Annotated in this window: 19 protein-coding genes; 11 read left to right on the top strand and 8 right to left on the bottom strand. The window is 63.6% G+C overall.

The window, feature by feature from the left end:
- Positions 1-128 precede the first annotated feature (128 nt).
- Complete coding sequence (locus ACHWUQ_RS13435) at positions 129-2,222, top strand: molybdopterin-dependent oxidoreductase (RefSeq protein ID WP_394681440.1); 2,094 nt, start codon at positions 129-131, stop codon at positions 2,220-2,222.
- Positions 2,219-3,328 carry a M14 family metallopeptidase gene (locus ACHWUQ_RS13430; RefSeq protein ID WP_394681439.1) on the top strand — a complete coding sequence of 370 codons (1,110 nt, stop codon included), beginning with the start codon at positions 2,219-2,221 and terminating at the stop codon, positions 3,326-3,328. Before ACHWUQ_RS13435 ends, ACHWUQ_RS13430 begins: the two co-directional genes overlap by 4 nt.
- Positions 3,329-3,331: 3 nt before the next feature.
- Here the strand turns inward: ACHWUQ_RS13430 and ACHWUQ_RS13425 are convergent, their stop codons facing one another.
- Together ACHWUQ_RS13425 and ACHWUQ_RS13420 are read right to left on the bottom strand one after the other, a co-directional pair.
- Positions 3,332-3,754, bottom strand: coding sequence for a hypothetical protein (locus ACHWUQ_RS13425; protein WP_394681438.1), 423 nt, complete (start codon positions 3,752-3,754; stop codon positions 3,332-3,334).
- 3 nt (positions 3,755-3,757) lie between these two features.
- On the bottom strand, positions 3,758-3,895 hold the full coding sequence (locus ACHWUQ_RS13420) for a hypothetical protein (RefSeq protein WP_394681437.1): 138 nt from the start codon (positions 3,893-3,895) through the stop codon (positions 3,758-3,760).
- Positions 3,896-4,020: 125 nt separating this feature from the next.
- Here ACHWUQ_RS13420 and ACHWUQ_RS13415 point away from each other — a divergent pair, with 125 nt between their 5' ends.
- Both ACHWUQ_RS13415 and ACHWUQ_RS13410 read left to right on the top strand, forming a co-directional pair.
- Positions 4,021-5,286 carry a class I SAM-dependent methyltransferase gene (locus tag ACHWUQ_RS13415; protein WP_312411582.1) on the top strand — a complete coding sequence of 422 codons (1,266 nt, stop codon included), beginning with the start codon at positions 4,021-4,023 and terminating at the stop codon, positions 5,284-5,286.
- Positions 5,287-5,296: 10 nt separating this feature from the next.
- Positions 5,297-5,632 (top strand): DUF1840 domain-containing protein, encoded by a 336-nt coding sequence (locus ACHWUQ_RS13410; protein ID WP_116926167.1) that lies wholly within the window; start codon positions 5,297-5,299, stop codon positions 5,630-5,632.
- Between the two features lie 71 nt (positions 5,633-5,703).
- Here ACHWUQ_RS13410 and ACHWUQ_RS13405 read toward each other — a convergent pair whose 3' ends face one another.
- From ACHWUQ_RS13405 to ACHWUQ_RS13395, 3 genes are all read right to left on the bottom strand, one after another.
- Positions 5,704-6,690, bottom strand: a complete 987-nt coding sequence (locus ACHWUQ_RS13405; protein ID WP_312528145.1) for a tripartite tricarboxylate transporter substrate-binding protein — start codon at positions 6,688-6,690, stop codon at positions 5,704-5,706.
- A 335-nt stretch (positions 6,691-7,025) separates the two neighbouring features.
- On the bottom strand, positions 7,026-7,910 hold the full coding sequence (locus ACHWUQ_RS13400) for a response regulator (protein WP_394681436.1): 885 nt from the start codon (positions 7,908-7,910) through the stop codon (positions 7,026-7,028).
- Between the two features lie 2 nt (positions 7,911-7,912).
- Positions 7,913-11,293, bottom strand: a complete 3,381-nt coding sequence (locus tag ACHWUQ_RS13395) for an ATP-binding protein (RefSeq protein WP_394681435.1) — start codon at positions 11,291-11,293, stop codon at positions 7,913-7,915.
- Positions 11,294-11,553: 260 nt separating this feature from the next.
- On the opposite strand from ACHWUQ_RS13395, the gene urtA reads away from it, so the two are divergent.
- From urtA to ACHWUQ_RS13360, 7 genes are all read left to right on the top strand, one after another.
- Positions 11,554-12,801, top strand: coding sequence for an urea ABC transporter substrate-binding protein (gene urtA / locus ACHWUQ_RS13390; RefSeq protein ID WP_239809710.1), 1,248 nt, complete (start codon positions 11,554-11,556; stop codon positions 12,799-12,801).
- Between the two features lie 199 nt (positions 12,802-13,000).
- Positions 13,001-13,915 (top strand): urea ABC transporter permease subunit UrtB, encoded by a 915-nt coding sequence (gene urtB, locus ACHWUQ_RS13385; protein WP_239809709.1) that lies wholly within the window; start codon positions 13,001-13,003, stop codon positions 13,913-13,915.
- Positions 13,916-13,938: 23 nt separating this feature from the next.
- Positions 13,939-15,147, top strand: coding sequence for an urea ABC transporter permease subunit UrtC (gene urtC / locus ACHWUQ_RS13380; RefSeq protein WP_394681434.1), 1,209 nt, complete (start codon positions 13,939-13,941; stop codon positions 15,145-15,147).
- 14 nt (positions 15,148-15,161) lie between these two features.
- Complete coding sequence (urtD, locus tag ACHWUQ_RS13375) at positions 15,162-15,905, top strand: urea ABC transporter ATP-binding protein UrtD (RefSeq protein WP_394681433.1); 744 nt, start codon at positions 15,162-15,164, stop codon at positions 15,903-15,905.
- 10 nt (positions 15,906-15,915) lie between these two features.
- Positions 15,916-16,605: an urea ABC transporter ATP-binding subunit UrtE gene (urtE, locus tag ACHWUQ_RS13370; RefSeq protein WP_133855172.1), complete on the top strand. Its 690-nt coding sequence runs from the start codon at positions 15,916-15,918 to the stop codon at positions 16,603-16,605.
- 75 nt (positions 16,606-16,680) lie between these two features.
- Positions 16,681-17,904 carry a formamidase gene (gene fmdA, locus ACHWUQ_RS13365; protein WP_133855171.1) on the top strand — a complete coding sequence of 408 codons (1,224 nt, stop codon included), beginning with the start codon at positions 16,681-16,683 and terminating at the stop codon, positions 17,902-17,904.
- Between the two features lie 62 nt (positions 17,905-17,966).
- Positions 17,967-18,335, top strand: coding sequence for a zinc ribbon domain-containing protein (locus tag ACHWUQ_RS13360; RefSeq protein ID WP_394681432.1), 369 nt, complete (start codon positions 17,967-17,969; stop codon positions 18,333-18,335).
- Positions 18,336-18,774: 439 nt separating this feature from the next.
- Here ACHWUQ_RS13360 and ACHWUQ_RS13355 read toward each other — a convergent pair whose 3' ends face one another.
- The 3 genes from ACHWUQ_RS13355 to ACHWUQ_RS13345 all read right to left on the bottom strand — a co-directional run bounded on the left by ACHWUQ_RS13355 (position 18,775) and on the right by ACHWUQ_RS13345 (position 23,485).
- Positions 18,775-20,925 carry an SEC-C domain-containing protein gene (locus ACHWUQ_RS13355; protein ID WP_394681431.1) on the bottom strand — a complete coding sequence of 717 codons (2,151 nt, stop codon included), beginning with the start codon at positions 20,923-20,925 and terminating at the stop codon, positions 18,775-18,777.
- Between the two features lie 351 nt (positions 20,926-21,276).
- Positions 21,277-22,536, bottom strand: a complete 1,260-nt coding sequence (locus ACHWUQ_RS13350; RefSeq protein WP_394681430.1) for a phenylacetate--CoA ligase family protein — start codon at positions 22,534-22,536, stop codon at positions 21,277-21,279.
- 109 nt (positions 22,537-22,645) lie between these two features.
- Positions 22,646-23,485 carry an ABC transporter ATP-binding protein gene (locus ACHWUQ_RS13345; RefSeq protein ID WP_021028666.1) on the bottom strand — a complete coding sequence of 280 codons (840 nt, stop codon included), beginning with the start codon at positions 23,483-23,485 and terminating at the stop codon, positions 22,646-22,648.
- Positions 23,486-23,590: the final 105 nt, after the last annotated feature.

Genomic DNA, 23,590 nt, shown 5'->3' with positions numbered 1-23,590 from the left:
GGAATAACCCTGGGCCTGGGCCCCGCTCGGCCACGTGCTGCAGGAGACCCCGGCCCCTGCCAACTGGCGCTACCATGTGCAGCACTCCATTCCCCCGACTCTGCGCCGGCCTCGGCGCCGCCCTTGCCATGACTACCACTGCTGCCGCCACCACCGTTCTGGGCGCCTGCCCCCATGACTGCCCCGATACCTGCTCACTGGTCACCACCGTGGTCGATGGCGTGGCGACCAAGGTCAGTGGCAATCCGCTGCATGCGCACACCGGCGGCGTGCTCTGCGCCAAGGTCAGCAAATACACCGAGCGCAGCTACCATGCGGACCGGGTGCTGCAGCCGATGAAGCGGGTCGGCCCCAAGGGCAGCGGCCAGTTCCAGCCGGTGAGCTGGGACGAGGCGCTGGCCGATATCAGCCAGCGGCTGCACCGCATTGCGCAGACCGATCCGCAGGCCATCCTGCCCTACAGCTATGCCGGCACGATGGGCCTGGTGCAGGGCGAGAGCATGGACCGGCGCTTTTTCCACCAGCTGGGCGCGTCGCTGCTGGACCGCACCATCTGCGCCAGCGCGGGCTCGGAAGCCTTGCTGCACACCTATGGCGGCAAGCTGGGCATGCGGGTGCAGTTTTTTGCCGAGAGCCAGCTGATCCTCATCTGGGGCAGCAACAGCATTGGCAGCAACCTGCATTTCTGGCGCTATGCGATGGAGGCCAAGCGCAACGGCGCCAAGCTGGTCTGCATCGATCCGCGCAAGAGCGAGACCGCCGACAAATGCCATGAACACCTGCAGCTGCTGCCCGGCACCGATGCGGCGCTGGCGCTGGCCTTGATGCATGAGCTGATCCGCAACGACTGGCTCGACCACGACTACATTGCCCAGCACACCTTGGGCTGGGACGCGTTGAAGGCCCGCGCACTGCAGTGGTCGCCCGAGCGCGCCGCCCAGGTCTGCGGCATCGATGCCGCGCAGATCCGCAGCCTGGCGCGCGATTACGGCACCACCGAGCGGGCGGCGATCCGCCTGAACTACGGCATGCAGCGTGTGCGCGGCGGCGGCAATGCCGTGCGCGCGGTCGCCTGCCTGCCCGCACTCACCGGCGCCTGGCGCCACCGCGCTGGCGGCCTGCTGCTGTCCAGTTCGTCATCGGCACCGGCGCGCCGGGGGGCCCTGCAAATGCCGGCGCTGCTGGGCGCGCGCCAGCCCCGCACCGTCAACATGAGCACGATTGGCGATGCGCTGCTCCAGCCCGCCAGCGCCGGGTTCGGCCCGCAGATTGCTGCCCTGGTCTGCTACAACAGCAACCCGGTCGCGGTAGCCCCCGATTCGGCCAAGGTGGTCAAGGGCTTTGCCCGCGAGGACCTGTTCACCGTGGTGCTGGAGCACTTCATGACCGACACGGCCGACTATGCCGACTATGTGCTGCCCGCCACCAGCCAGCTGGAACACTGGGACATCCACACCAGCTACGGCCACACCGATGTGCTGCTCAACCGCCCGGCCATTGCGCCGCTGGGCCAGGCGCGCAGCAATGCGCAGATCTTCCGCGACCTGGCCGCGCAGATGGCGCGCTACGACAGCGCCTTTGCGGCGCCGCATTTTGCCGACAGCGACGAGGAGCTGTGCCGCCAGGCGGTGGACCCGACCCGCATCCCGTTCGAGCAGCTGCTGGCGCAGGGCTTTGTCGCACAGGACCTGCCCGACGCCCCGTTTGCCAACGGCGGCTTTGCCACGCCCTCGGGCAAGTGCGAGTTCCACAGCGCGGCGCTGGAGGCCATGGGCATCAACCCCTTGCCCGACCACCTGCCCAACCATGAGCTGCCCACCGCCAGCCATCCGCTGGCGATGATCTCGCCACCGGCGCGCAACTTTCTCAACTCCACCTTTGTCAATGTGCGCCAGCTGCGCAGTGCCGAAGAGCGCCCGATGCTGGAGATGCACCCCAGCGATGCGCAAAGCCGCCAGATTGAAGATGGCGATCTGGTGCGCGTCTTCAACGGCCGGGGCGAGCATGTCTGCCATGCCAGCATCAATGGCCGTGCCCGGCCCGGCGTCGTAGTGGGACTGGGGATCTGGTGGCGCAAGGATGGGCCCAATGGCACCAACGTCAACGAGCTGACCCACCAGCAGCTGACCGATATCGGACGCGCGCCGTCCTTTTACGACTGTGCGGTGCAGGTCGAGCGCATGGCCACCGCCGGCATGGGCCACGGAGGTATCGCCGCATGAGCGCTGTAGAACTAGCCTTTTCGCGCAGCTATGCGCAAGCCCGCCAGCAGTTTCTGGAGTCCGCCGCCGCCGCTGGCCTGGCGCTGCAGTCGCAGCCCCATCCGTTGACCGGGGTCGCAGGCGAAGCGCTGGCCATGGATGTGGCCCGGGATGGCGCGGCCGATGCCGACCAGCTGCTGATCCTCAGCAGCGCCTGCCATGGCATCGAGGGCTACTGCGGCAGCGGCGTGCAGGTCTATGCGCTGCGCGATGCCGAGTGGCTGGACAAGGTGCGCAGCGCCGGTGTGGCCGTGCTCTATGTGCATGCGCTCAACCCCCATGGCTTTTCCTACGGCCGGCGCGTGACCCAGGAGAACGTGGACCTGAACCGCAACTTTGTCGATTTCTCCCAACCGCTGCCGGGCAACCCGGCCTATGACCAGTTGCACGAGGTGATTGTGCCGGCCCAGTGGCCGCCGACGGCCCCGGTGCAGCAGGCGATGCAGGACTTCATCGATGCGCACGGCCTCAAGGCCTGGCAGGCGGCGGTGGCCCAGGGCCAGTACCGTTATCCGCAAGGCGTGTTCTTTGGCGGCCAGGCGCCGACCTGGAGCAACCAGACCCTGCGCCAGGTGCTGCGCCAGCACGGCCAGGCCGCGCGCCAGATCGCCTGGATCGATGTGCACACCGGGCTGGGCCCCAATGGCTATGGCGAGCGCATCTTCACCGGCCCGCCCGGTGATGCGGCCATGCTGGCGCGGGCGCGCCGCTGGTGGGATGGGGCAGGCGCGACGCCGGTCACGTCGCTGGACGATGGCAGCTCCTCATCGCCGCCTTTGACCGGTCTGCTCTGGAACAGCGTGGCGCAAGAATGCCCGCAGGCCACATTTACCGGCATGGCGTTGGAGTACGGTGTGCTGCCGGTGCACGCTACCTTGGATGCGCTGCGCGCCGACCACTGGCTGCACCAGCACCCCGAGGCACCGGCCGCCCAGCAGGCTGCCATCCACCAGCAGATGCGCGAAGCCTTCTATGACGAGAGCGTGGCCTGGAAAGCGCAGATCATCAGCCAGGCGCGCCAGGCGCTGTTCCAGACGGTGGATGGGCTCCGCAGCGAAGCGCGCTGACGTCTAAGCCCGCGCCCCCTGCAGCGCGACCTGCTGGCAGCCCCAGTGGTGCAGGCATTCGCGCAGCAGAATCAACAGCGCAGCCTGCGCCGGCGTCAGCTGCAGGCCGCTGTGGCTGCCGCCCATCATGTGGTGGGCATAGCGGTTGAAGAGCTGCTCGACGGCGTCGGTGGTCTGCAGCGGGGCTTGCGGATCCGGCAGCTGCGCGGCCAGTGCCGCCATGTCCGGCGCGCTGCACAGCAAAGCCAGCTGGGGGCCGGGCGCTGGCCAACTGCGGGTCAGCGGCATAATCTGGTCTTCCACCAACTCGATCACCTGTTCCACCTGGCCAGCGCCGGCGGACGCGCGGCTCAGGTACTGTGTTGCCAATTGGCCATAGCCCAACGGCAGATCGTGTCGGATAGGCGACGCCTGTTGCGCGGTCAAACGTCACACCTGGCAAGCACCGGGATCGGCCTGCAACACCACCCAGTCCTGGTTCGGGTAGCGGGCCTGCAAAGCAGGCAGATCCAGCAAGGCTGCGGGCTGCAAGCGATCGGAAGAGGGGACAGGCGGGGATGTGGGCATGGGCAGGGAGCAATGCTAGCGCGTCTGCTGCGCAGGTGCTGGCGGCATCCCTATAGATATGTTGTTAGTAGGTGTGTCAGACAACGGCTATTGACCTTGCGGACCGGCGCCACACAATAACCGCTATGAATATCCTGCATTCCAAGCTCGAAGAAAAGCTGGCGGGTTTGCCAGTGTCGGTTGCCATCTCCCTGCCGCAGGGCGGATGGATCGGTCCGCCGGACCAGGCGCAGGTACGCATTCGCTGCCACAACGCGGCGGCACTGGCCTCGCTGGCGGCTGGCGATGTCGGGGTGGTGGGTGCGGCCATCGTCGAGGGCCACGTGGATATCGAAGGCACGATGCGCGATGCGATGGCCGCTGCGGTGGCGCTGATGCCCTCGGACCCGGTGGCGGCGCGTTCCACCTGGTGGAGCCGGCTGTTGGCGCGCTCGCGTTCGGCGGCGCTCCATACCTTGACCAAGGATTCCGAGCAGATCCAGTTCCACTACGACGTCTCGGACGATTTCTACGGTCTGTGGCTGGATCCGCGCCGCGTCTACTCTTGTGCCTACTATGCCGAGCCTGGCTACAGCCTGGCCCAGGCACAGGAGGCCAAGCTGGACCTGATCTGCCGCAAGCTGCGGCTGCAGCCAGGCGAGCGCTTTCTGGATGTGGGAGCGGGCTGGGGCGGCCTGCTGCTGTGGGCTGCCGAGCACTATGGCATCGAGGGCACCGGCATCACCTTGTCCAAAAACCAGCATGCCTATGTCAACCAGCTGATCGAACAAAAAGGCCTGCAGGGCCGGGTCAAGATGCTGCTGACCGACTACCGCCAGCTGCGCGTGGACCAGCCTTTTGACAAGCTCGCCTCGGTGGGCATGTTCGAGCATGTGGGCCGCGCCCATATGCACGAGTACTTCACGGTGCTCAAGCGCCTGGTCAAACCCGGTGGCCTGCTGATGAACCACGGCATCACCGCTGGCGGCACCGACAACGAGCAGCTGGGCGCCGGCATGGGCGATTTCATCGAGAAATACATCTTCCCCGGCGGCGAGCTGATCCATGTCAGCGCCGTGCTCGAAGAGATGGCCCACGCGGGCTGGGAGATGGTGGACACCGACAACCTGCGCCCGCATTACGCCAAGACCTTGTGGGCCTGGTCCGATGCCCTGGAGGCGCAGCTGGACGAGGCGCTGGCGATCCTCGCGCAAAAGGGCGACTCCGCGCAGGCCGCCAAGACCCTGCGCGCCTACCGCCTCTACCTGGCCGGCTGCGCCACGGGGTTTGAGCATGGCTGGGTGGCGCTGCACCAGATGCTGGCTGTCATGCCCGATAGGTCGATGACGACAGGCACCATGCCTGGTGCACAATCACAATACCCGTTCACCCGGGACTATATGTATCGATAAGGAGAGCGCCGTGCTATTCAAATTCAAATCACAGGCCACTGCAGACATGATCATGCTGGAGCCTGATGCCCGCAAGGTGCTGCAGATCATCGGCAAGGACGCCTCGCCACGCGGCATCATCACCACGGACCAGATTCCCCAGGCGATTGCCGCATTGCAGGCCGCCGTGGCTGCCGAAGACGAACGCGCCCAGGCTGCGAAGACGCAGGACCTGGACCAGGACCCCGAAGACGCCGACGGCCAGGATGTGAAGGCCAGCGTCGGCCTCAAGCAGCGGGCGGTGCCCTTCATCGAGATGCTGCGCCGCAGTGCGGCCGAGCAGGCCGATGTGGTCTGGGGCGGCTGACCGCCCAGCAAGCGTCTGATCCAACGAAAAAAAGACTGCCGAGGCAGTCTTTTTGCTTGGGCGATGGCTGATCAGTCGGCGAAGGTGCCGGCCGCCTTGATGATCGGCGTCCACTTGGCGATCTCGGCCTGCACAAAGGCCTTGTGGCCTTCGGGCGTGATGCGCTGGTCGTTGGCCACGACGGCGCTCAGGTTCTCCGACTTCTTGATGAACTCGGGGTCCTTCAAGGCCACCTTCAGCGCGTCGTTGACCTTCTTCAGGATGTCGGGTGGCGTGCCCTTGGGGGCGTAGAGGCCGTGCCAGATCGTCACTTCAAAGCCCTTGAGGCCTTCTTCCTGCAGGGTCGGCAGGTCCTTCAGCGATGGCGTGGTCAGGCGCTTGCTGGTGGTCACGGCATAGGCCTTGACCTTCTTGCCTTCGATCTGGCCGGTGGTGTTCGTGGTCTGGTCGCACAGCACATCGACCTGGTTGCCCATCAGGTCGGCAATTGCCGGTGCGGCGCCCTTGTACGGCACGGCGGTCAGCGGGATCTTCAGGGTGCTTTGCAGCAGCAGGCCGCACAGGTGCGAGGCGGAACCAATACCTGCATTGGCCAGGTTGACCTTGTCCTTTTCCTTGTTCAGATAGGCAGCCAGTTCCTTGTAGTTGTTCGGTGCCAGGGTGGGCTTGCCGATCAGGGTCATCGGCACGTCGTTGATGATGCCCAGGTACTCGAAGTCCTTGGTCACATCGAAAGACAGCTTGCGGTACAGGATGGGGGCCGTGGCCACGCCGATGTGGTTCAGCAGCAGGGTGTAGCCGTCGGCCTTGGCACGTGCGGCCTTGGCCATGCCGATGGTGCTGCCCGCGCCGTCGGCGTTGTCGATGACCACGGTCACGCCATTGAGGGGCTTGCGCAGTGCTTCGGCCAGGTCGCGTGCCACGCGGTCCGTCGGGCCGCCCGCCGTGAAGGGCACGACGATGGTGATGGGCTTGTTGGGGTAGGAGGCGTCGGCATAGGCGCCGGTCGCGGTGGCGGCCGCCAGGGCCAGCGCAGTCCATTGCATCATCTTGTTCATAACGGCTTGTCTCTCTTGAAGGGAAAAAGAGTGCCATCCTACCGAGATCAGGCAGGGGTTTTTTCTAAGGTAAACCCTTGTTTTTCCTGAGTGTTTATCGTTTTCGGTCAGGCGCTTTTCCCGGAACTTAAAGCCAAATGGCCGCCGGGGTCAACGATGGTTTGCGATAGATGCTATCAATATTGATAGTTGAAATGTCGTTAGCCGTCGGCGAAATGTCGTGCAGCCAGAGGCAGTGATGGACATTTATTTGCGCTGGCGCAAGCGGCAGGCGCCTTTGGGCGCCACGCCAGACCGCTGCAATATCCGTAGCTTTTCTATGGCTTACACGAAGCTTACGCGGCCAGGGAGCCGCTGGCGATGGCCGCTGCCGCTGCCCGGGTCTCCACGCCCAGCTTCTCAAACACATGCTCCAGGTGCTTGTTCACCGTGCGCGGGCTCATGCCCAGGATCTGTGCAATGTCCCGGTTGGTCTTGCCCTTGGCCAGCCAGCCCAGCACCTCGGTCTCGCGCGGGGTCAGCGACGCATCCTGCAGGCGCTGGGTGCTGGCACACAGGTTGTCGGTGCCCACGCGCAGCACCAGCATGCGCTCGCCAATGCCCACCTCGCCCACCGGCTGAGCCAGCAGGCTGCTGCCGCCCAGCGGGTGCCGGGCCGTCGTATCCCAGGCCGATTGCAGCCAGGCCGTTGCCGCCGCTGTGCTGGCGCCAAAGGCCTGCTCCAGCCACAGTGCCGCCTGCGGCGAGCGCCAGGCGATGCGGCCCTGGCGGTCCAGCACCACCACCCCCATGCCCGCCACATCCACCGCCGCCTGGGCCATGCGGCCCACATGGGCGTTGTGCATATGGCGGGCCAGCCGCGCCAGCACCTCGGGCAGCTTCAGCGGTTTGACGACATAGTCCACGCCGCCGCAGGCAAAGCCTTCGACGATATGGTCGGTCTCGGACAGCCCGGTCATGAAGATCACCGGCACATGGGCCCAGGCCGGGTTGGCCTTGATCCTGCGGCACAGCGAGAAGCCGGTCTCGCCGGGCATCACGCAGTCCAGCAGCACTGCATCGGGCGTCGCGATCTCCAGGCGTTCCAGCGCCTCGGCCGCATTGCGGGCCACCAGCACCGTGTAGTCCTGCTGGCTCAGCGCTTCGCAGAGGAAGCCGAGGGTCTCGATGGCATCGTCGACCACCAGGACGACGCCGGCATGGGGTGTGTGATGAGGCATGGCTAGGTATCGGGCGAGGACGCGGCGAGGCTTTCCAGGATGAACGGGAAATCGAAACGCTGGGCAGCGGCATCAAGCGCCTGCAGCGCATCGCGGCAATCGGGATGGCTGGCCTGGGCTGCCGCCAGCAGCTTGCGCAGGCCGGCGCCATCGCCAAAGCGTGCCAGCCGCGTGATGTCCGATTGCAGCTCGGGCGGCAGCGGGCCAGGCTGCGGGGCGGAGGCCAGTGCCGCCGGGGGAGGGGATACGGCCTTGTCCTCCAGCCACTCCAGCTTCAGCAGCCAGGCCAGGCTGTCCATCAGCTCGGACTCCAGCACCGGCTTGCCGACAAAGGCCTGGCAGCCGGCACGCTCGAGCTGCTCGGGCTGGTTCTCGAACAGGTCGGCCGAGACGATGATGATCGGCAGATGGGCGGCGCTGTACTGCTGGCGCACCAGCGCAGCGGTCTGCCAGCCGCTCAGGTCATCCATGCTCAGGTCCAGCAGGATGGCATCGGGCGGCGCATCGCGGATGATCTCCAGACACTCATGGCCGCTGGCCGCTTCGAGCACGGTAAAGCCCAGCGGAATCAGCACCCCGGCGATCAGCTGGCGGTGGATGGGCTGGTCATCGACGACCAGCAGCGTTCTGCGCGGGCCCTGGTAGCCGCCGATGAAGGGGCGGGCCTGGGGTTGGCCGGCCAGCGCGCGGGGCGGGGTGTGGACCTCGCTCAGGTACAGGCGCACCGAGAAGGTGCTGCCCTGGCCAGGCGTGCTCTGCAGGCTCAGCTCGCCGCCCATCAGCAAGGTCAGCATGCGGGTGATGGTCAGGCCCAGACCGGTGCCGGTGCTCGCGGCCCGGCGCCCGGCACTGCCCCGTTCAAACGGCATGAAGATGCGCTCATGGTCCTGCGGCGCAATGCCGATGCCGGTGTCGCAAATATCAAAGCGCACCACATCGCTGTGGCAGTTGACCTGCAGGCGCACGCTGCCGCTGTCGGTAAAGCGGATCGCATTGCCCAGCAGGTTGATCAGAATCTGGCGCAGGCGCTTGGCATCGGCGCGCACCCACGGTGGCATGCGGCCCTGGGTCTGCAGCGCAAACTGCAGGCCCTTGGCCTCGGCCTGGGGCCGCACCATGCGGTTGACCGCTTCGAGAAACTCGGGGAACTGCAGCGGCGCCGGGTCCAGCCGCAGGCGTCCAGCCTCGATGCGCGCCAGATCCAGCAGCTCATCGATCAGCGAGTGCATGTGCTCGCCACTGTGCAGCATGGTGGTGATGCTTTCATGCGCGGGGCCGGGCAGGTCACTGCGCCGCAGCAGCAGCTGGGCATAGCCGAGGATGCTGGTCAGCGGCGTGCGCAGCTCATGGGCCATGCCGGCCACATAGCGCGATTTGGCCTGGTTGGCCGCCTCGGCATGCTCCTTGGCGGCCTGCAGCTGGGCATCGGTGCGCTGGTGGGCCTCGATCTCTTGCAGCAGCATCTGCGTCTGGCGTTCCGACTCCTCGCGCGCCATGCGCCGGCTGTCCTTGGCCAGCACCAGCCACCAGGCATAGAGTGCACACAGCAGCGCCAGCAGCGAGAACGCCCGCACAAAGGCCCAGCGCAAATCGGTCTGCCCCGGCGGCAGGCTTTGCTGCATGTAGACGATGAACAAGGCCAGCGCCATGGGGCTGGTCAGCAGCAGCACCGTGCCGGCATAGGATGCCAGCCGAAAGTTGATGCTGCGCTGGATACGCTGGGGTAGCAGGCTTTCGTAGAGGCTGCGCCACTGCACCTGGGCCCGCGCGGTGCTGGGTTTGCAGCGGTCATGGCAGCGCGAATCGAGCGAGCAGCACAGCGAGCAGATGGGCGCGCCATAGGCGGGGCAGGCGGCCATGTCGGCGCGCTCGAACTGGTTCTGGCACACGGCGCATTGCAGCTCGGGCGCCTCGAACAGCGCGGGCGGGCGGGCGATATACCAGCGCCCGCGCGTGGCCCAGGCCAGCAAGGGCGACACCAGCAGCGCAATCACCAGCGCAATATAGGGCGCAAAGGCGCTGGCCAGCTCACCCAGCAGCCCGCTGTAGGCAATGCCGGCGGCCAGCGCGGCAATGCCCATCGCGCCCAGCCCGACGGGGTTGAGGTCATGCAGGTAGGCGCGCCGGAACTCGGTGCCCGGCGGGCTCAGCCCCAGCGGCTTGTTGATGACCAGATCGGCCACCAGCGCGCCGACCCAGGCGACGGCGATATTGCTGTAGATGCCCAGCACCTTCTCCAGCGCGCTGAACACGCCCAGGGTCATGATCAGCATCGCGATCATCACGTTGAACACCAGCCACACGACACGGCCAGGGTGGCTGCGGGTGATGCGCGAGAACACATTGGACCAGGCCAGCGAGCCGGCATAGGCATTGGTCACATTGATCTTGATCTGCGCCATGATGACGAAGATGAGGGTGACCCAGAGGGCGATGCCCGGGTCCTGGACCATCTTGCCAAACGCGCTGAGGTAGAGGTGGGTGGGGTCCGAGGCCTCGGCCACCGTGGAGCCAAACTGCAGCGCCACATAGGCCAGGTAGGCGCCGCCCAGCATGCGCGCGGCGCCCATCAGGATCCAGCCCGGCCCGCCCATCAGCACGCAAAACCACCAGCGTCCCCGGTTGGCGGCCGTCTTGCGCGGCATGAAGCGCAGGTAATCGACCTGCTCACCCACCTGCACGATCAGCGCGAATATCACCGTGCTGGCCGAGCCGAAATACAGCCAGTTGAAATCGGCGCTGCCCGAGGTCAGGCCCGACAGGCCCGGCAGCTCATGCACCAGCTGCGGCTGGGTGAAGGCCAGCCACAGATAGGGCGTCAGCAGCATCAGCGCCCACAGCGGCTGGGTCCAGGCCTGCAGCTTGGAGATGAAGGTCACGCCATACAGCACCATCGGTATCACCACCAGCGCGCACAGCACATAGCAGACCACCAGCGGCCAGCCCAGCGCCATCTGCACGGCCAGCGCCATGATGGCCGCCTCCAGCGCAAAAAAGATAAAGGTGAAGGTGGCATAGACCAGCGAGGTGATGGTCGAGCCCAGGTAGCCAAAGCCGGCGCCCCGGGTGAGCAGGTCCATGTCCAGCCCATAGCGCGCCGCGCAGACCGAGATGGGCCAGGCGGTCAGAAAGATCACGATGCCCATCACCGCAATGGCCCAGGCCGCGTTGCTGAAGCCATAGGCCAGGGTGATGGTCGCGCCAATGGCCTCCAGCGCCAGAAATGACAGCCCGCCCATCGCCGTGTTCAGCAGCTGCCATTCGCTCCAGCGCCGCGCCTTCTGCGGCGTAAAGCGCAGCGCGTAGTCCTCCATGGTCTCGTCGGCCACCCAGGCGTTGTATTCGCGGCGGATCGGGAAGATCTTTTGGGAGGGCTTGGTCATCACAGGCAGCGCACAGGCGCTGTGGGCAAGGGATCAGCGGACTAAGCAATATTCAGGCCACGGCAAGGCTGGTGCGGTTGTCGAAGTGCGGGGTCGTTGGGGCTAGCAGGCGTTTGACTGAGGCAGCAAGGCTAGCTGTTTGTGCGTACGCAGCGGCTACGTCAAATGACGTATGGGTGTTTCGGGGCCGCACTTTTAGAGTGATCAACAGGTTTCAACCCGTTACCGGTTCAACGCCTGAACCACTTGAGGAGAAAAGCATGTCTCAGGAATTCCAACAGTCGCTCCGCCGCCGCCGTCTCTTGCAAGGCCTGGGTGCCATCAGCATCGCGGGTCTGCCCATGCTGTCCCGCGCCCAAACGCCGCCTACTGCGCAGGTCAACACCAGCAAGCTCGCGGTGACCGACACCGAAGTGGTGGTGGGGCAACTGCACTCGTCGACCGGCACGATGGCGATCTCCGAGACCGGCTCCATCCAGGCCGAGCAGCTGGCCATCGACCAGATCAACGCGATGGGCGGTGTGCTGGGACGCAAGATCCGCGTGATCAAGGAGGACGGCGCCTCCGACTGGCCCACCTTTGCCGAAAAGGCCAAGAAGCTGCTCATCAGCGACCATGTGGCGACCGTGTTCGGCTGCTGGACCTCGGCCTCCCGCAAGGCCGTGCTGCCCGTCTTCGAAAAGGAAAACGGCCTGCTCTACTACCCCACCTTCTACGAAGGCCTGGAGCAGAGCAAGAACGTCATCTACACCGGCCAGGAAGCGACCCAGCAGATTCTGTACAGCCTCGACTGGGCCAAGAAGGAAAAGAACGCCTCCAAGGTGTTCCTGGTGGGCTCGGACTACATCTGGCCGCGCACCTCGATGAAGATTGCGCGCAAGCACATCGAGACCTTCCAGAAGGGCAAGGTCGTCGGCGAGGAGTACTACCCGCTGAGCAACACCAACTTCAACTCGCTGATCAACAAGATCAAGGTGGCCAAGCCCGATCTGATCTTTGCAGCTGTCGTGGGTGGCTCCAACGTGGCCTTCTACAAGCAGCTCAAGGCGGCGGGCATCACCGGTGACAAGCAGTTCCTGGTGACCCTGTCGGTGACCGAGGACGAAATGCTCGGCATTGGCGGCGAGAACTTTGCCGGCTTCTACTCGAGCATGAAGTACTTCCAGACGCTGGACAACCCCAACAACAAGAAGTTTGTCGAGGCCTTCAAGGCCAAGTACGGTCCCAAGTCGGTCATCGGCGATGTGACCCAGGCCGGCTACCTGGGCCCCTGGCTGTGGAAGGCCGCTGTCGAGAAGGCCGGCAGCTTCGATGTGGACAAGGTCGTGGCCGCATCGCCGGGCATCGAGCTGAACACCGCCCCCGAAGGCTACGTGAAGATCGACGCCAACCACCACCTCTGGAGCAAGTCGCGCATCGCGCAGGGCCTGCCGGACGGGACCTTCAAGGTGGTGTCCGAGTCGCCCGAGCTGATCAAGCCTGATCCCTTCCCCAAGGGCTACCAATAAACGTGGCCAACACAGCCCTTGATACGTCGTTGCTCGGCCTTGTCGTACTTTTTGTACTGCCTGCGGCCTCGCGCCTCGTCTCAACCGCAAACCTTCGGTTTGCTGGGCTGTGTTTGCCACTTACAAGCAAGGAGCGGGCCCCGAGGCATTGCCCTTGAGGCCCGCGATGCCGCCGACCACCACCCGACAAGAGAGCGCCATGACTTTTTCTGAAATGATGAATATCGGGCTGATGCAGGGCTTCGCAGGCCTCAGCCTGTTTGCAGTATTGCTGCTGATGGGCCTGGGCCTGGCGATTATTTTTGGCCAGATGGGTGTCATCAACATGGCGCATGGCGAGTTCATGACGATCGGCGCCTACACCGTGTTCATGGCCTCCACCCTGGTGGAAGCCCATGCGCCGGCATGGATGCCGTACTACTTTCCGCTGTCGATCGTGGCGGCCTTTGTGTTCGCGTTTGTGCTGGGCTGGCTGGCCGAGTGGGCATTGATCCGCCACCTGTACAAGCGCCCGCTCGATACCTTGCTGGCCACCTGGGGCCTGAGTCTGGGACTGCAGCAGGTGTTCCGCTCGGTGATCGGCCCCAAAGAGGTGAGCCCTACCTTGCCTGACTGGCTGATGGGCTCCTGGTCGCCCAGCGAGGGGCTGGACATTCCGATCAATGGCCTGTTTGTGCTGGCGCTGGCGCTGCTGGTGACCGCCGGCGTGCTGATTGCGCTGTACCGCAGCCGTTGGGGCCTGCGGGTGCGGGCCACGGTCAGCAACCGGGTGATGGCCAATGCCATCGGCATCAACACCAAGAAGACCGACCGCCTGACCTTTGCGATTGGCTGCGGGGTGGCGGGCATTGCCGGCGCCGCCTTCACCACCATCGGCTCGACGGGCCCTACCTCCGGTTCGCTCTACATCGTGGATTCGTTCCTGGTCGTCACCTTTGGCGGTGCCGCCAGCCTGCTGGGCACCGTGGCATCGGCCTTTGGCATTGCCCAGGTGCAGTCCATCACGGAGTTCTTCCTCAGTGGCTCCATGGCCAAGGTGCTGACCTTGTCCTTCATCGTCGTGGTCTTGATGCTGCGGCCCCAAGGTCTGTTTGCCAGCAAGGTGCGCCGCTAAAGCCGGTGCAAAGGATGACAACCATGAAAGATATGCGTGTGTGGCTGGAGCGAACCGGCCTGGGACATGTGGCGCTGCTGGCCGTGGTGCTGCTGGTGGTGTTCCCGCTGGCGCTCGATGCCTTCCGCCTGAACCTGGTGGGCAAGTACCTCTGCTACGCCTTTGTGGCCGTGGGCCTGGTCATGCTCTGGGGCTGGGGCGGTGTGCTGAGCCTGGGACAGGGCGTGTTCTTTGGCCTGGGCGGTTATGCGATGGCGATGTTCCTCAAGCTGGAGGCCTCCGACAAGGCCAGCACCAGCATCCAGTCCACACCGGGCATCCCCGACTTCATGGACTGGAACCAGCTCACCGCACTGCCGCTGTGGTGGACGCCGTTCGAGCACCTGCCCTTTGCGCTGTTTGCCGTGGTGGCTGCGCCCGCGCTGCTGGCCTTCATCATCGGTTTTGCCATGTTCCGCCGCCGGGTGGGCGATGTCTACTTTGCGATCATCACCCAGGCCGTGGCGCTGATTCTCACCGTGCTGATCATCGGCCAGCAGGGCTACACCGGCGGCGTCAACGGCATGACCGACCTGCGCACCCTGCTGGGCTGGGACATCCGCACCGACAGCGCCAAGTACATCCTCTACTACGTCTGCTGCGGCCTGCTGCTGCTGTCGGTGGTGGCCTGTCTGTGGATCCAGAAAAGCAAGCTCGGCACCCTGCTGCTGGCGATGCGCGACAAGGAAGACCGCGTGCGCTTCTCCGGCTACGACGTGTCGATGTTCAAGGTCTTCGTGTTCTGCCTGGCCGCTGCAATCTCGGGCATTGGCGGCGCGATGTTTGCACTGCAGGTGGGCTTCATGTCCCCGTCCATCGTCGGCATTGTTCCGTCGATCGAGATGGTGATCTTTGCCGCCGTCGGTGGCCGCATGAGCCTGGTCGGTGCCGTCTACGGCGCGCTGCTGGTCAACTTTGGCAAGACCTATTTCTCCGAGACCTTCCCCGATCTGTGGATGTTCTGCATGGCCGGCCTCTTCATCGTGGTGACCATGTTCTTCCCCAACGGCCTGGCGGGCCTGTATGCGAGCAAGCTCAAGCCCATGCTGGCGCGGCGTGCTGCCAAGCCCGCCAGCCCACCCAGCCCGACCAGCCCAGTGGCCACCAGCACGGCTACCAAGCCCGTTACCACCACCGCCACCAGCAAGGCGCAGGAGCCGGTCAGCGGCAAGCCTGCGGCCGAAGGCGTCTGAACCAGGAGTGCGCAATGAGCAATACCGACTTTGCACTGGCGGTGGAGGGTTTGACAGTCTCCTTTGACGGCTTCAAGGCCATCGAGGACCTGACCCTCTATGTCGACAAGAACGAGCTGCGCGTGATCATCGGCCCCAACGGCGCCGGCAAGACCACCTTGCTGGACCTGATCTGCGGCAAGACCAAGGCCAGCAGCGGCAGCATCAAGTTCCAGAACCAGGAGCTGACGGGCATGGACGAGTACCTGCGCGTGCGCAAGGGCATCGGCCGCAAGTTCCAGACCCCGTCGATCTACGAGAACCTGTCGGTTTTCAAGAACCTGGAGGTCTCCTATCCCGAGGGGCGCTCGGTGTTTGGCGCGCTGCGCTTCAAGTGCACCGAGGCCGTGCGGCAGCGCGTGCAGGCGGTGGCGCAGGAGATCGGCCTGGACCATGTGCTGGAGATGGAATCGGGCCTGCTGTCGCACGGGCAAAAGCAGTGGCTGGAGATTGGCATGCTGCTGATGCAGGACCCGGAACTGCTGATGCTCGACGAGCCGATTGCCGGCATGAGCGCGCGCGAGCGCGAGCTGACGGCCGATCTGCTCAAGCGCATCTGCGTGGGCCGCTCGGTGATCGTGATCGAGCACGACATGGAGTTTGTGGCCCGCATTGCGCACAAGGTCACCGTCATGCACCAGGGCAAGATTCTGGCTGAAGGCTCGATGGAGGCCGTGCAGTCCGATCCCAAAGTCATCGATGTCTACCTGGGCCACTGAGGAGCCGCACATGCTGAAAGTCAACGATATCCACGTGGCCTACGGACAGAGCGAGGCGCTGCACGGCATCTCGTTCGAAGGCCGGCCCAACGAGACCCTGGCCATCATGGGCCGCAACGGCATGGGCAAGACCACGTTGTTCAAGGCGCTGATGGGCGTGCTGCCGCTCAAGAGCGGCGCGGTGCAGGTGGCCGGGCAGGATGTGTCGCGCGACGAGAGCTATCTGCGCGTGGCCAAGGGCATTGCCTATGTGCCCCAGGGCCGCATGATCTTCCCGACCCTGAGCGTCGAGGAGAACATCGAGACCGGTCTGGAGAACGCCCGCGACCGCAAGATTCCCGACGAGATCTATGCGCTGTTCCCGGTGCTCTGGGATATGCGCCGGCGCAAGGGCGGCAACCTCTCGGGCGGGCAGCAGCAGCAGCTGGCCATTGCCCGCGCGCTGGTCACCAACCCCAAGGTGCTGCTGCTCGATGAGCCCACCGAAGGCATCCAGCCGTCCATCATCAAGGACATCGCCAAGGCGCTCAACGAGATCCGCAAGATGCGCGAAATCACGATCGTGGTCTCCGAGCAGGTGCTGCATTTTGCGATGGATGTGGCCGACCGGCTCTTTGTCATCGAGGGCGGCCGCATCGTGCACGAGACCGACCGCGCCAACACCAACGAGGCCCACATCAAGTCCTATCTGTCGGTTTAGGTCCTTGCGCGCCGGGCGGCTTGCGCTGCCGGCCCGCATTTTTCTGTTTCATTGACTGCATCACAGGAGCTGCACATGCCCGAAACCCTGATCAAGGTTGATCTGTCCCAACCGGCCCCCTCCAACGAGAAGGTGCACAACCGCTGGCATCCCGATATTCCGATGGCCTGCTGGGTCAACCCCGGCGATGACTTTGTGCTGGAGACCTACGACTGGACGGGGGGCTTCATCCAGAACAACGACAGCGCCGACGATGTGCGCGATGTGGACCTGACCACGGTGCACTACCTGTCGGGCCCGGTGGGCGTCAAAGGCGCCGAGCCGGGTGACCTGCTGGTCGTGGACCTGCTCGACATCGGCGCCAAGGACGAGAGCCAGTGGGGCTTCAACGGCTTTTTCTCGCAGAAGAACGGCGGCGGGTTCCTGACCGACCATTTTCCGTCCGCGCAAAAATCGATCTGGGATTTCCAGGGCATGTTCACCACGTCGCGCCACATCCCCGGCGTGCGCTATGCCGGCCTGATCCACCCGGGCCTGATCGGCACCTTGCCCGACCCCAAGATGCTCGAGACCTGGAATGCGCGCGAGCAGGCACTGATCGACACCAACCCCGACGGCAACCTGGCCAACCCGCCGTTCATGGCGACGGCGCACATGGGCCAGCTCAAGGGCGAGGCACGCGACAAGGCCGCTGCCAGCGGCGCGCGCACCGTGCCTCCGCGTGAGCATGGCGGCAACTGCGACATCAAGGACCTCTCGCGCGGCTCCAAGATCTTCTTCCCGGTCTATGTCGATGGCGCGGGCCTGTCGGTGGGCGATCTGCACTTCAGCCAGGGCGATGGCGAAATCACCTTCTGCGGCGCGATCGAGATGGCCGGCTGGGTGCACATGAAGGTGTCCATCATCAAGGGCGGCATGGCCAAGTACGGCATCAAGAACCCCATCTTCAAGCCCAGCCCCATCGTGCCGACCTACAACGACTATGTGATCTTTGAAGGCATCAGCGTTGACGAATCGGGCAAGCAGTACTACCTGGATGTGAACGTGGCCTACAAGCAGGCCTGCCTCAACGCCATCGAGTACCTGAAGAAGTTCGGCTACTCCGGCGCCCAGGCCTATTCCATCCTCGGCACCGCCCCGGTGCAGGGCCATATCAGCGGCGTGGTGGACGTGCCCAACGCCTGCGCCACCCTGTGGCTGCCCACGCAGATCTTTGACTTCGACATCAACCCGAGCGCGGCAGGGCCGGTGAAGTACCTGGACGGCAGCATCGATATGCCGATCTCGTACGACAAGTAAGACGCTGGCTTGCGCGGGCCGCTGTGCCGGCCCGCTTTTATTCTTTTGTGCAGGAGACTTTGATGCCCACCTATGACTACGCCTGCCAGCACTGTGGCGAGTTCGACGCGCTGCGCCGCCTGTCCGACCGCAACCTGGCCTGCGCTTGCCCCCGCTGCGGCGCGGCCTCCGAGCGCGTCATCACCCAGGCCCCGCGCCTGGCCTGCACCTCCCCCCAGCAGCGCCGCGCAGCCGAGGTCAACGAACGCGCCCGCCATGCGCCGCGCATGTCGCGGGATAACGACCCTGCGGCGGGCAGCTATGGGCGGCTGCGGCATCCCAGTGGATGTGGGTGTTGCAGTGGGGGTGCCAAAACGGGCGCGGCTGCTGCAGCGGCGCAACCGGCGCTGAAAAGCCAGGTGGGGAATCGGCCTTGGATGATTAGCCATTGAGGGGGCTGTTGCGGTTGTTGTGAGTACAAGCCTGGGTCATTGCTGCAGGCTTGTGCTGGTTGCAACCAAACGCCGTCAATTACTAACCCACGCGCTTTATGGGGGCGCTAGTAATGCGGCTCTCTATGCTCGAGCCTTCGGAAGGCTCGGCTAGCGCGTCCATGAAACTAGTCCTAACGGATGCAAGATGAGGATTGCAAGGATGGCTACACAGGGTTGGAGCTAGCGAATGGAGGTGAGGAAACTAACCCGTCATTTTGGCGGGTTACGGGCAGGACCGATCAAGCATGGAAGCCGCCTTCCAAGACCTGCCAAGCTCGGAAGCATCACGCTGAGCCGCTCTAAGGGCGAGAAGGGCACTTTGTTGCGTATGTTTTCGCATGCCGCCCTATTCCACTACCGCGATCTGTTCCTGCTCTCCTATCAAAAACGGAATTACTTAGGGCATGCAACACTTCTTGTATTTGATATTGCTGCCGCAATGGCATGGTTCGTTCCGACCAAGTTTCATTTGGCGTGCGTCCCGCACCAGCCTCGGTAACACGTCACGTACGAGAACAGGAGCCTTCATGTCTGCTGTCAATCGCGCCATTTCATCTGATGCTTTCCAAGGGAAGTCCAGTGAGATTCCGAATTGAACGTCGCCTTCCGGCCCGACGGAAACGCCGAACCACCGAGGCGCTCGTTGCGCATACTTTCGCTTTGTACAGTACTCTTCCAGCGTGGCTACTGCTTCGATTGATGGCTTTGGGTTGCAGTGGAAGGTGATACCTGATGGATCTGTGCTCGACACAAGCGTTACGTCGTGTCGTTTCCCGTCAACCCGTGCTTTTCGAGTGATGGTTTCAAGCAATGTGTGTACATCTCTGCATGTATCCTCAGCCATCGAAAGTAAATGGAACCCTAGCTCTAAGGTTGCGGGGTCTGACCGATCCTCAATCTCCTTTATGAGACTCTCATAGCGTGTTCCGCGCATCTTCGTAAGGATGCCTGCCGGTGTATCACCACCCAGTTGGCTATCCCTTCTAACGAGCATTGCAGCGTCAAGGTCACGAGCGAGCGAGTCATCAAGCATGACGAGGTCGTGCTTCTTGTCCAACCACAAGTTTTGCTTCAGGTGGTAACCGAGAACAGTTAGCTCATGGCCACTCATCAACTTATCCTCGACGTTGACCCGCAACTTAACGTAACTCAGTAATCTCAGCGGGCTCGCCAGCATCTCCGCCAGCGTATCCAACAGAAACACATCCATCACAAAGGGTGGTCGGATGACATCTGTGGCTTTAAATTTAAGCGACTGCTTTACCTGGAATGCCAACGCTGGGTAGTGCTCCGACACCAAGCTGACCAAGAAGACCTCCTTGATGTTCTGCGGCAAGGTGACCTCGTCTCCCGCCTCGTTAACGAGCCGACAACCACCTGCTAGCATCTCGGTTGCGCAAGACCATCCTTGGTCATACGAGTCTTGGATAGCCGCAGTGAAGTCGGCTTTTAGCTGAAGATCGTTCCCCTTGCGAGAAGCGATCGTGAGTTTCTTCGCCTTTGCTTGCACGATGATGAGCCGATCTCCGTAGGTGACCAGAACATCAGCTTCTCCCACAACATCCTTGCCGCGATAAAGATTTACATTTGCGTGGACGTGCTTACTGCCAAATACGGTAGACAAGCGGCGTTTGGCAAACTGCTCGGTAAATGCGCCGCGATGCTTAGCAGCTGTCGGTCGGTAGGCCTTGTCGTCCCACATCCAGAAGAACGGCGATTCATACAGAGCTTCAAGTATGGCGTAATGAGAAAACAAGAGCACAGTCCCACGACCGGTAGGAATCAGTGGTCGAGCGGCCACCTCGTTGAAATCACTGGCCTCCTTGAAAGCAGAATTGTTTCCCGAAAAAGTGAACGCGTGGAAGAACGAGTCGACCGCTGCTTTGTCAACGCCGCTGTGGAGTGTCACTTCATCCCGCGAGAATTCGAACGCGGGTAGCCAAGTGACTGGTGGTTTATAAGCACCATGTGACTTCGTGACTAGCAGCGTGCCCTTCTTATCCATCAGGTTGCACATCGTCTTTGCAATAGTGCGTGCCTGACAGACAGTAAACCCTTTGTTCTTGAGTATCCATTCATCATCGGCTCCGTACTTCTCGGGCGTCAGGTCCCTGTACTGGAAGGCATATGCTGATTCGGTTCCGTAGAAAATCGGCTCACGCATTCCTGGGCCGTGCCACGGGTTTGGAGGAGGCGACCCAGCCTTAACTGCCTCTAACATCGTTGCGAACATTGGGTAAGAAATTGCGTTGTGCAGTTCTTCCATCAAGACACCAGTGCGCTTGATGTAGCCCTGTATAACTTCCGGACTTGGCTCTGCAAGATCCATAACCTTCTTCACCATTAGGCCGATGAGAGTCGTCAACTCTGTGCGAATGAGGCGCCCCTTACTGAACAGCCCATCCATGTCAGCTGGTTTCAGCTCCCCTTTGATAAGGATGAAGTTGTCGCGATAGCAGATTTGCGCGACCGCATGAACAAACCCTGGTGACGAAGCGAGCCCCGCAAGTTCCTCAAGAATCTGCGCTTCTTCGCGTGGTTTTTTCATACTTTTCTCCTGCTGGGTGTGCTGAGGGGCTGGAAGGCCACCGTGTCAAACGCCTAGTGTCGCCCCCCCGGCATTACCCCTCGCCTGCCAAATTGCTGTTGGGGTGAACGTTCGGCGATATTCAAATTCAAGATCGCATCAGCAGCATTGGAAGGTCACTCTGTCAGTCTGCCGTGCCGGAGCAACAAAGATAGATCAGAACATTTGCAACTACCAGCCGATCCAGGCGGTGATTACAAGCCTTATTCACCGCAAGTCTTGCGGTGAATAAGTCAGGTAAATCCCGTAAGGGGACGAGAGGAAGTCTCTCTCAATGGCTTCTACCTCCCCTCTCATTGCCGAATAGCCCACTCAGTCATAACTCCGCGCATCCTCAATCACCTTGCCATCATTGGGCAGCTCGCCCGGGCGCAGCAGCGCGATATCGGCGCGCAGCTTGGTGACCTCGCGCACGGCGTCGGCGATCTGTTCGGCCAGGCCCGCTCCCAGCTCGGTGGTTTCCACCTGCAGGGTCATCTGGTCCTGGGCCATCGCACCGCTGACGACCAGGCGCGCCTTTTGCACCTGGGGGAAGCGTTTGACGACCTCGGCAATCTGGCCGGGGTGCACAAACATGCCGCGCACCTTGGTGGTTTGGTCGGCGCGGCCCATCCAGCCCTTGATGCGGGTGTTGGTGCGGCCGCTGGGGCATTGGCCGGGGAGGATGGCGGACAGGTCGCCGGTGCCAAAGCGGATCAGCGGGTAGTCGGTGTTGAGCGTGGTAACGACCAGCTCGCCGACCTCGCCTTCGGCCACCGGGTCGCCGGTGCCGGGGCGCACGATCTCGACAATCACGTTCTCGTCCAGCACCAGGCCTTCGCGGGCCTCGGTCTCGTAGGCGATCAGGCCCAGGTCGGCGGTGGCATAGCACTGGTAGGCGGCGACACCCCGGGCGCTGAACCAGTCGCGCAGCGACGGCGGGCAGGCTTCGCCGGAGACGAGCGCCTTGGTCAGCGATGCAATGCGCTGGCCCTGGGCTTCGGCCTTCTCCAGGATGATCTTCAAAAAGCTCGGCGTGCCGATGTAGCCATGCGGGTGCAGGTCGGCCATGGCTTGCACCTGCTGCTCGGTCTGGCCGGTGCCGGCGGGGAACACGGTGGCACCCAGCGCCTGGGCGCCCAATTCCATCATCGAGCCGGCGGGCACAAAGTGGTAGCTGAAGCTGTTGTGCACCAGCTCGCCGGCGCGAAAGCCGGCAGCATAGATGGCGCGGGCCATGCGCCAGTAGTCGGGGCGCTGGCCTTCGGGTTCATAGATGGGGCCGGGGCTGGCAAACATGCGCGGCATGGCGCGGCCAAACGGCGCAGTGTTGAAGCCGCCAAAGATGGCACGGCCCGGGTGCTGGGCGCGTTCGGCCTTCTGGCGCTCCAGCAGCTCATGCTTGCGGGTGACGGGCAACTGCGCCAGCGCGGCGCGGCTGGTGATGCGGGCGGCATCGACGCCTTGCAGGATGCTGGCAAAGGCGGGGGAGTGTTGCTGGGCGTGCCGAATCTGGGCGGGCAGGCGGGCCATCAGATCGGCTTCGCGGGCAGCGGGGGCGCGGGACTCCAGATCGTCGTAGTGCTGGCTCATGCGGTTTCTCCGGGACGTGTGATCGGTATTTTTGGGGGCGAATCTGCCGCAGACGCCGGCATCGGGGCATCAGCCGGCGCGGTAGTCGGATCGTTGAGGGGGGCGGGGTTCAGGCCAGCCAGCGTTTTCTGCGCTTGTAGCTCTTGACGTCCTTGAAGCTCTTGCGCTCGCCGCCGCCCATGCCCAGGTAGAACTCCTTGACGTCCTCGTTGTTGGCGAGGTCCTTGGCGGCGCCGTCCATCATGATGCGGCCGCTCTCCATGATGTAGCCGTAGTCGGCGTACTTCAGCGCCATGTTGGTGTTCTGCTCGGCCAGCACGAAGGTGACCTTTTCCTTCTGGTTCAGGTCCTGCACGATGTTGAAGACTTCTTCGACGATCTGCGGGGCCAGGCCCATCGAGGGCTCATCGAGCAGCACCAGGCGCGGGTTGCTCATCAGCGCGCGGCCAATGGCGCACATCTGCTGCTCGCCGCCCGAGGTGTAGGCCGCCTGGCTGGTGCGGCGCGTCTTGAGGCGGGGGAAATAGTTGTAGACCTTGTCCAGGTTGGCGGCAATCTCGCCCTTGCTGGTGCGGGTGTAGCTGCCGGTCAGCAGGTTTTCTTCGATGGTCAGGTGGGCAAAGCAGTGCCGGCCTTCCATCACCTGCACGACGCCGCGCTTGACCAGGTCCGACGGGGTCAGCGCCTCGATGCGCTCGCCTTCGAGCTCGATGCTGCCCTTGGTGACTTCGCCGCGCTCGCCCTTGAGCAGGTTGGAGATGGCGCGCAAGGTGGTGGTCTTGCCAGCGCCATTGCCGCCCAGGATGGCGACGATCGATTCGCGCGGCACCGAGAGCGAAACGCCTTTGAGCACCAGGATCACATGGTTGTAGATCACCTCGATGCCGTTGACGACCAGAAGCGGCGCTGCTGCGGATGGGGTGGAAGCTGTTTGCGGGGAATCGGTCATGCCGTCACCTGATCTCTCAACAAAATGGAGGGCGGGCGGCCCCCGGGGAGCGGGCGCCTTCCGCACGGAAGGGCGCCAGGGGCCTGCCACGAAAGGCCCCGGGCC

The organism is uncultured Comamonas sp., assembly GCF_964277875.1.
Lineage (GTDB): Bacteria > Pseudomonadota > Gammaproteobacteria > Burkholderiales > Burkholderiaceae_C > Comamonas > Comamonas sediminis.
Note: the sequence above shows the minus strand (reverse complement) of the source record. Positions and strands in the feature narration are given on the sequence as shown.

Coding starts and splice junctions, on each gene's coding strand:
- ACHWUQ_RS13405 (WP_312528145.1), bottom strand. CDS start 6,690: ATGAACAAGATGATGCAATGGACTGCGCTGGCCCTGGCGGCCGCCACC.
- ACHWUQ_RS13360 (WP_394681432.1), top strand. CDS start 17,967: ATGCCCACCTATGACTACGCCTGCCAGCACTGTGGCGAGTTCGACGCG.
- ACHWUQ_RS13355 (WP_394681431.1), bottom strand. CDS start 20,925: ATGAAAAAACCACGCGAAGAAGCGCAGATTCTTGAGGAACTTGCGGGG.
- ACHWUQ_RS13430 (WP_394681439.1), top strand. CDS start 2,219: ATGAGCGCTGTAGAACTAGCCTTTTCGCGCAGCTATGCGCAAGCCCGC.
- ACHWUQ_RS13395 (WP_394681435.1), bottom strand. CDS start 11,293: ATGACCAAGCCCTCCCAAAAGATCTTCCCGATCCGCCGCGAATACAAC.
- urtA (WP_239809710.1), top strand. CDS start 11,554: ATGTCTCAGGAATTCCAACAGTCGCTCCGCCGCCGCCGTCTCTTGCAA.
- ACHWUQ_RS13400 (WP_394681436.1), bottom strand. CDS start 7,910: ATGCCTCATCACACACCCCATGCCGGCGTCGTCCTGGTGGTCGACGAT.
- ACHWUQ_RS13420 (WP_394681437.1), bottom strand. CDS start 3,895: ATGCCCACATCCCCGCCTGTCCCCTCTTCCGATCGCTTGCAGCCCGCA.
- urtC (WP_394681434.1), top strand. CDS start 13,939: ATGAAAGATATGCGTGTGTGGCTGGAGCGAACCGGCCTGGGACATGTG.
- urtB (WP_239809709.1), top strand. CDS start 13,001: ATGACTTTTTCTGAAATGATGAATATCGGGCTGATGCAGGGCTTCGCA.
- fmdA (WP_133855171.1), top strand. CDS start 16,681: ATGCCCGAAACCCTGATCAAGGTTGATCTGTCCCAACCGGCCCCCTCC.
- ACHWUQ_RS13350 (WP_394681430.1), bottom strand. CDS start 22,536: ATGAGCCAGCACTACGACGATCTGGAGTCCCGCGCCCCCGCTGCCCGC.
- urtD (WP_394681433.1), top strand. CDS start 15,162: ATGAGCAATACCGACTTTGCACTGGCGGTGGAGGGTTTGACAGTCTCC.
- urtE (WP_133855172.1), top strand. CDS start 15,916: ATGCTGAAAGTCAACGATATCCACGTGGCCTACGGACAGAGCGAGGCG.
- ACHWUQ_RS13415 (WP_312411582.1), top strand. CDS start 4,021: ATGAATATCCTGCATTCCAAGCTCGAAGAAAAGCTGGCGGGTTTGCCA.
- ACHWUQ_RS13435 (WP_394681440.1), top strand. CDS start 129: ATGACTACCACTGCTGCCGCCACCACCGTTCTGGGCGCCTGCCCCCAT.
- ACHWUQ_RS13345 (WP_021028666.1), bottom strand. CDS start 23,485: ATGACCGATTCCCCGCAAACAGCTTCCACCCCATCCGCAGCAGCGCCG.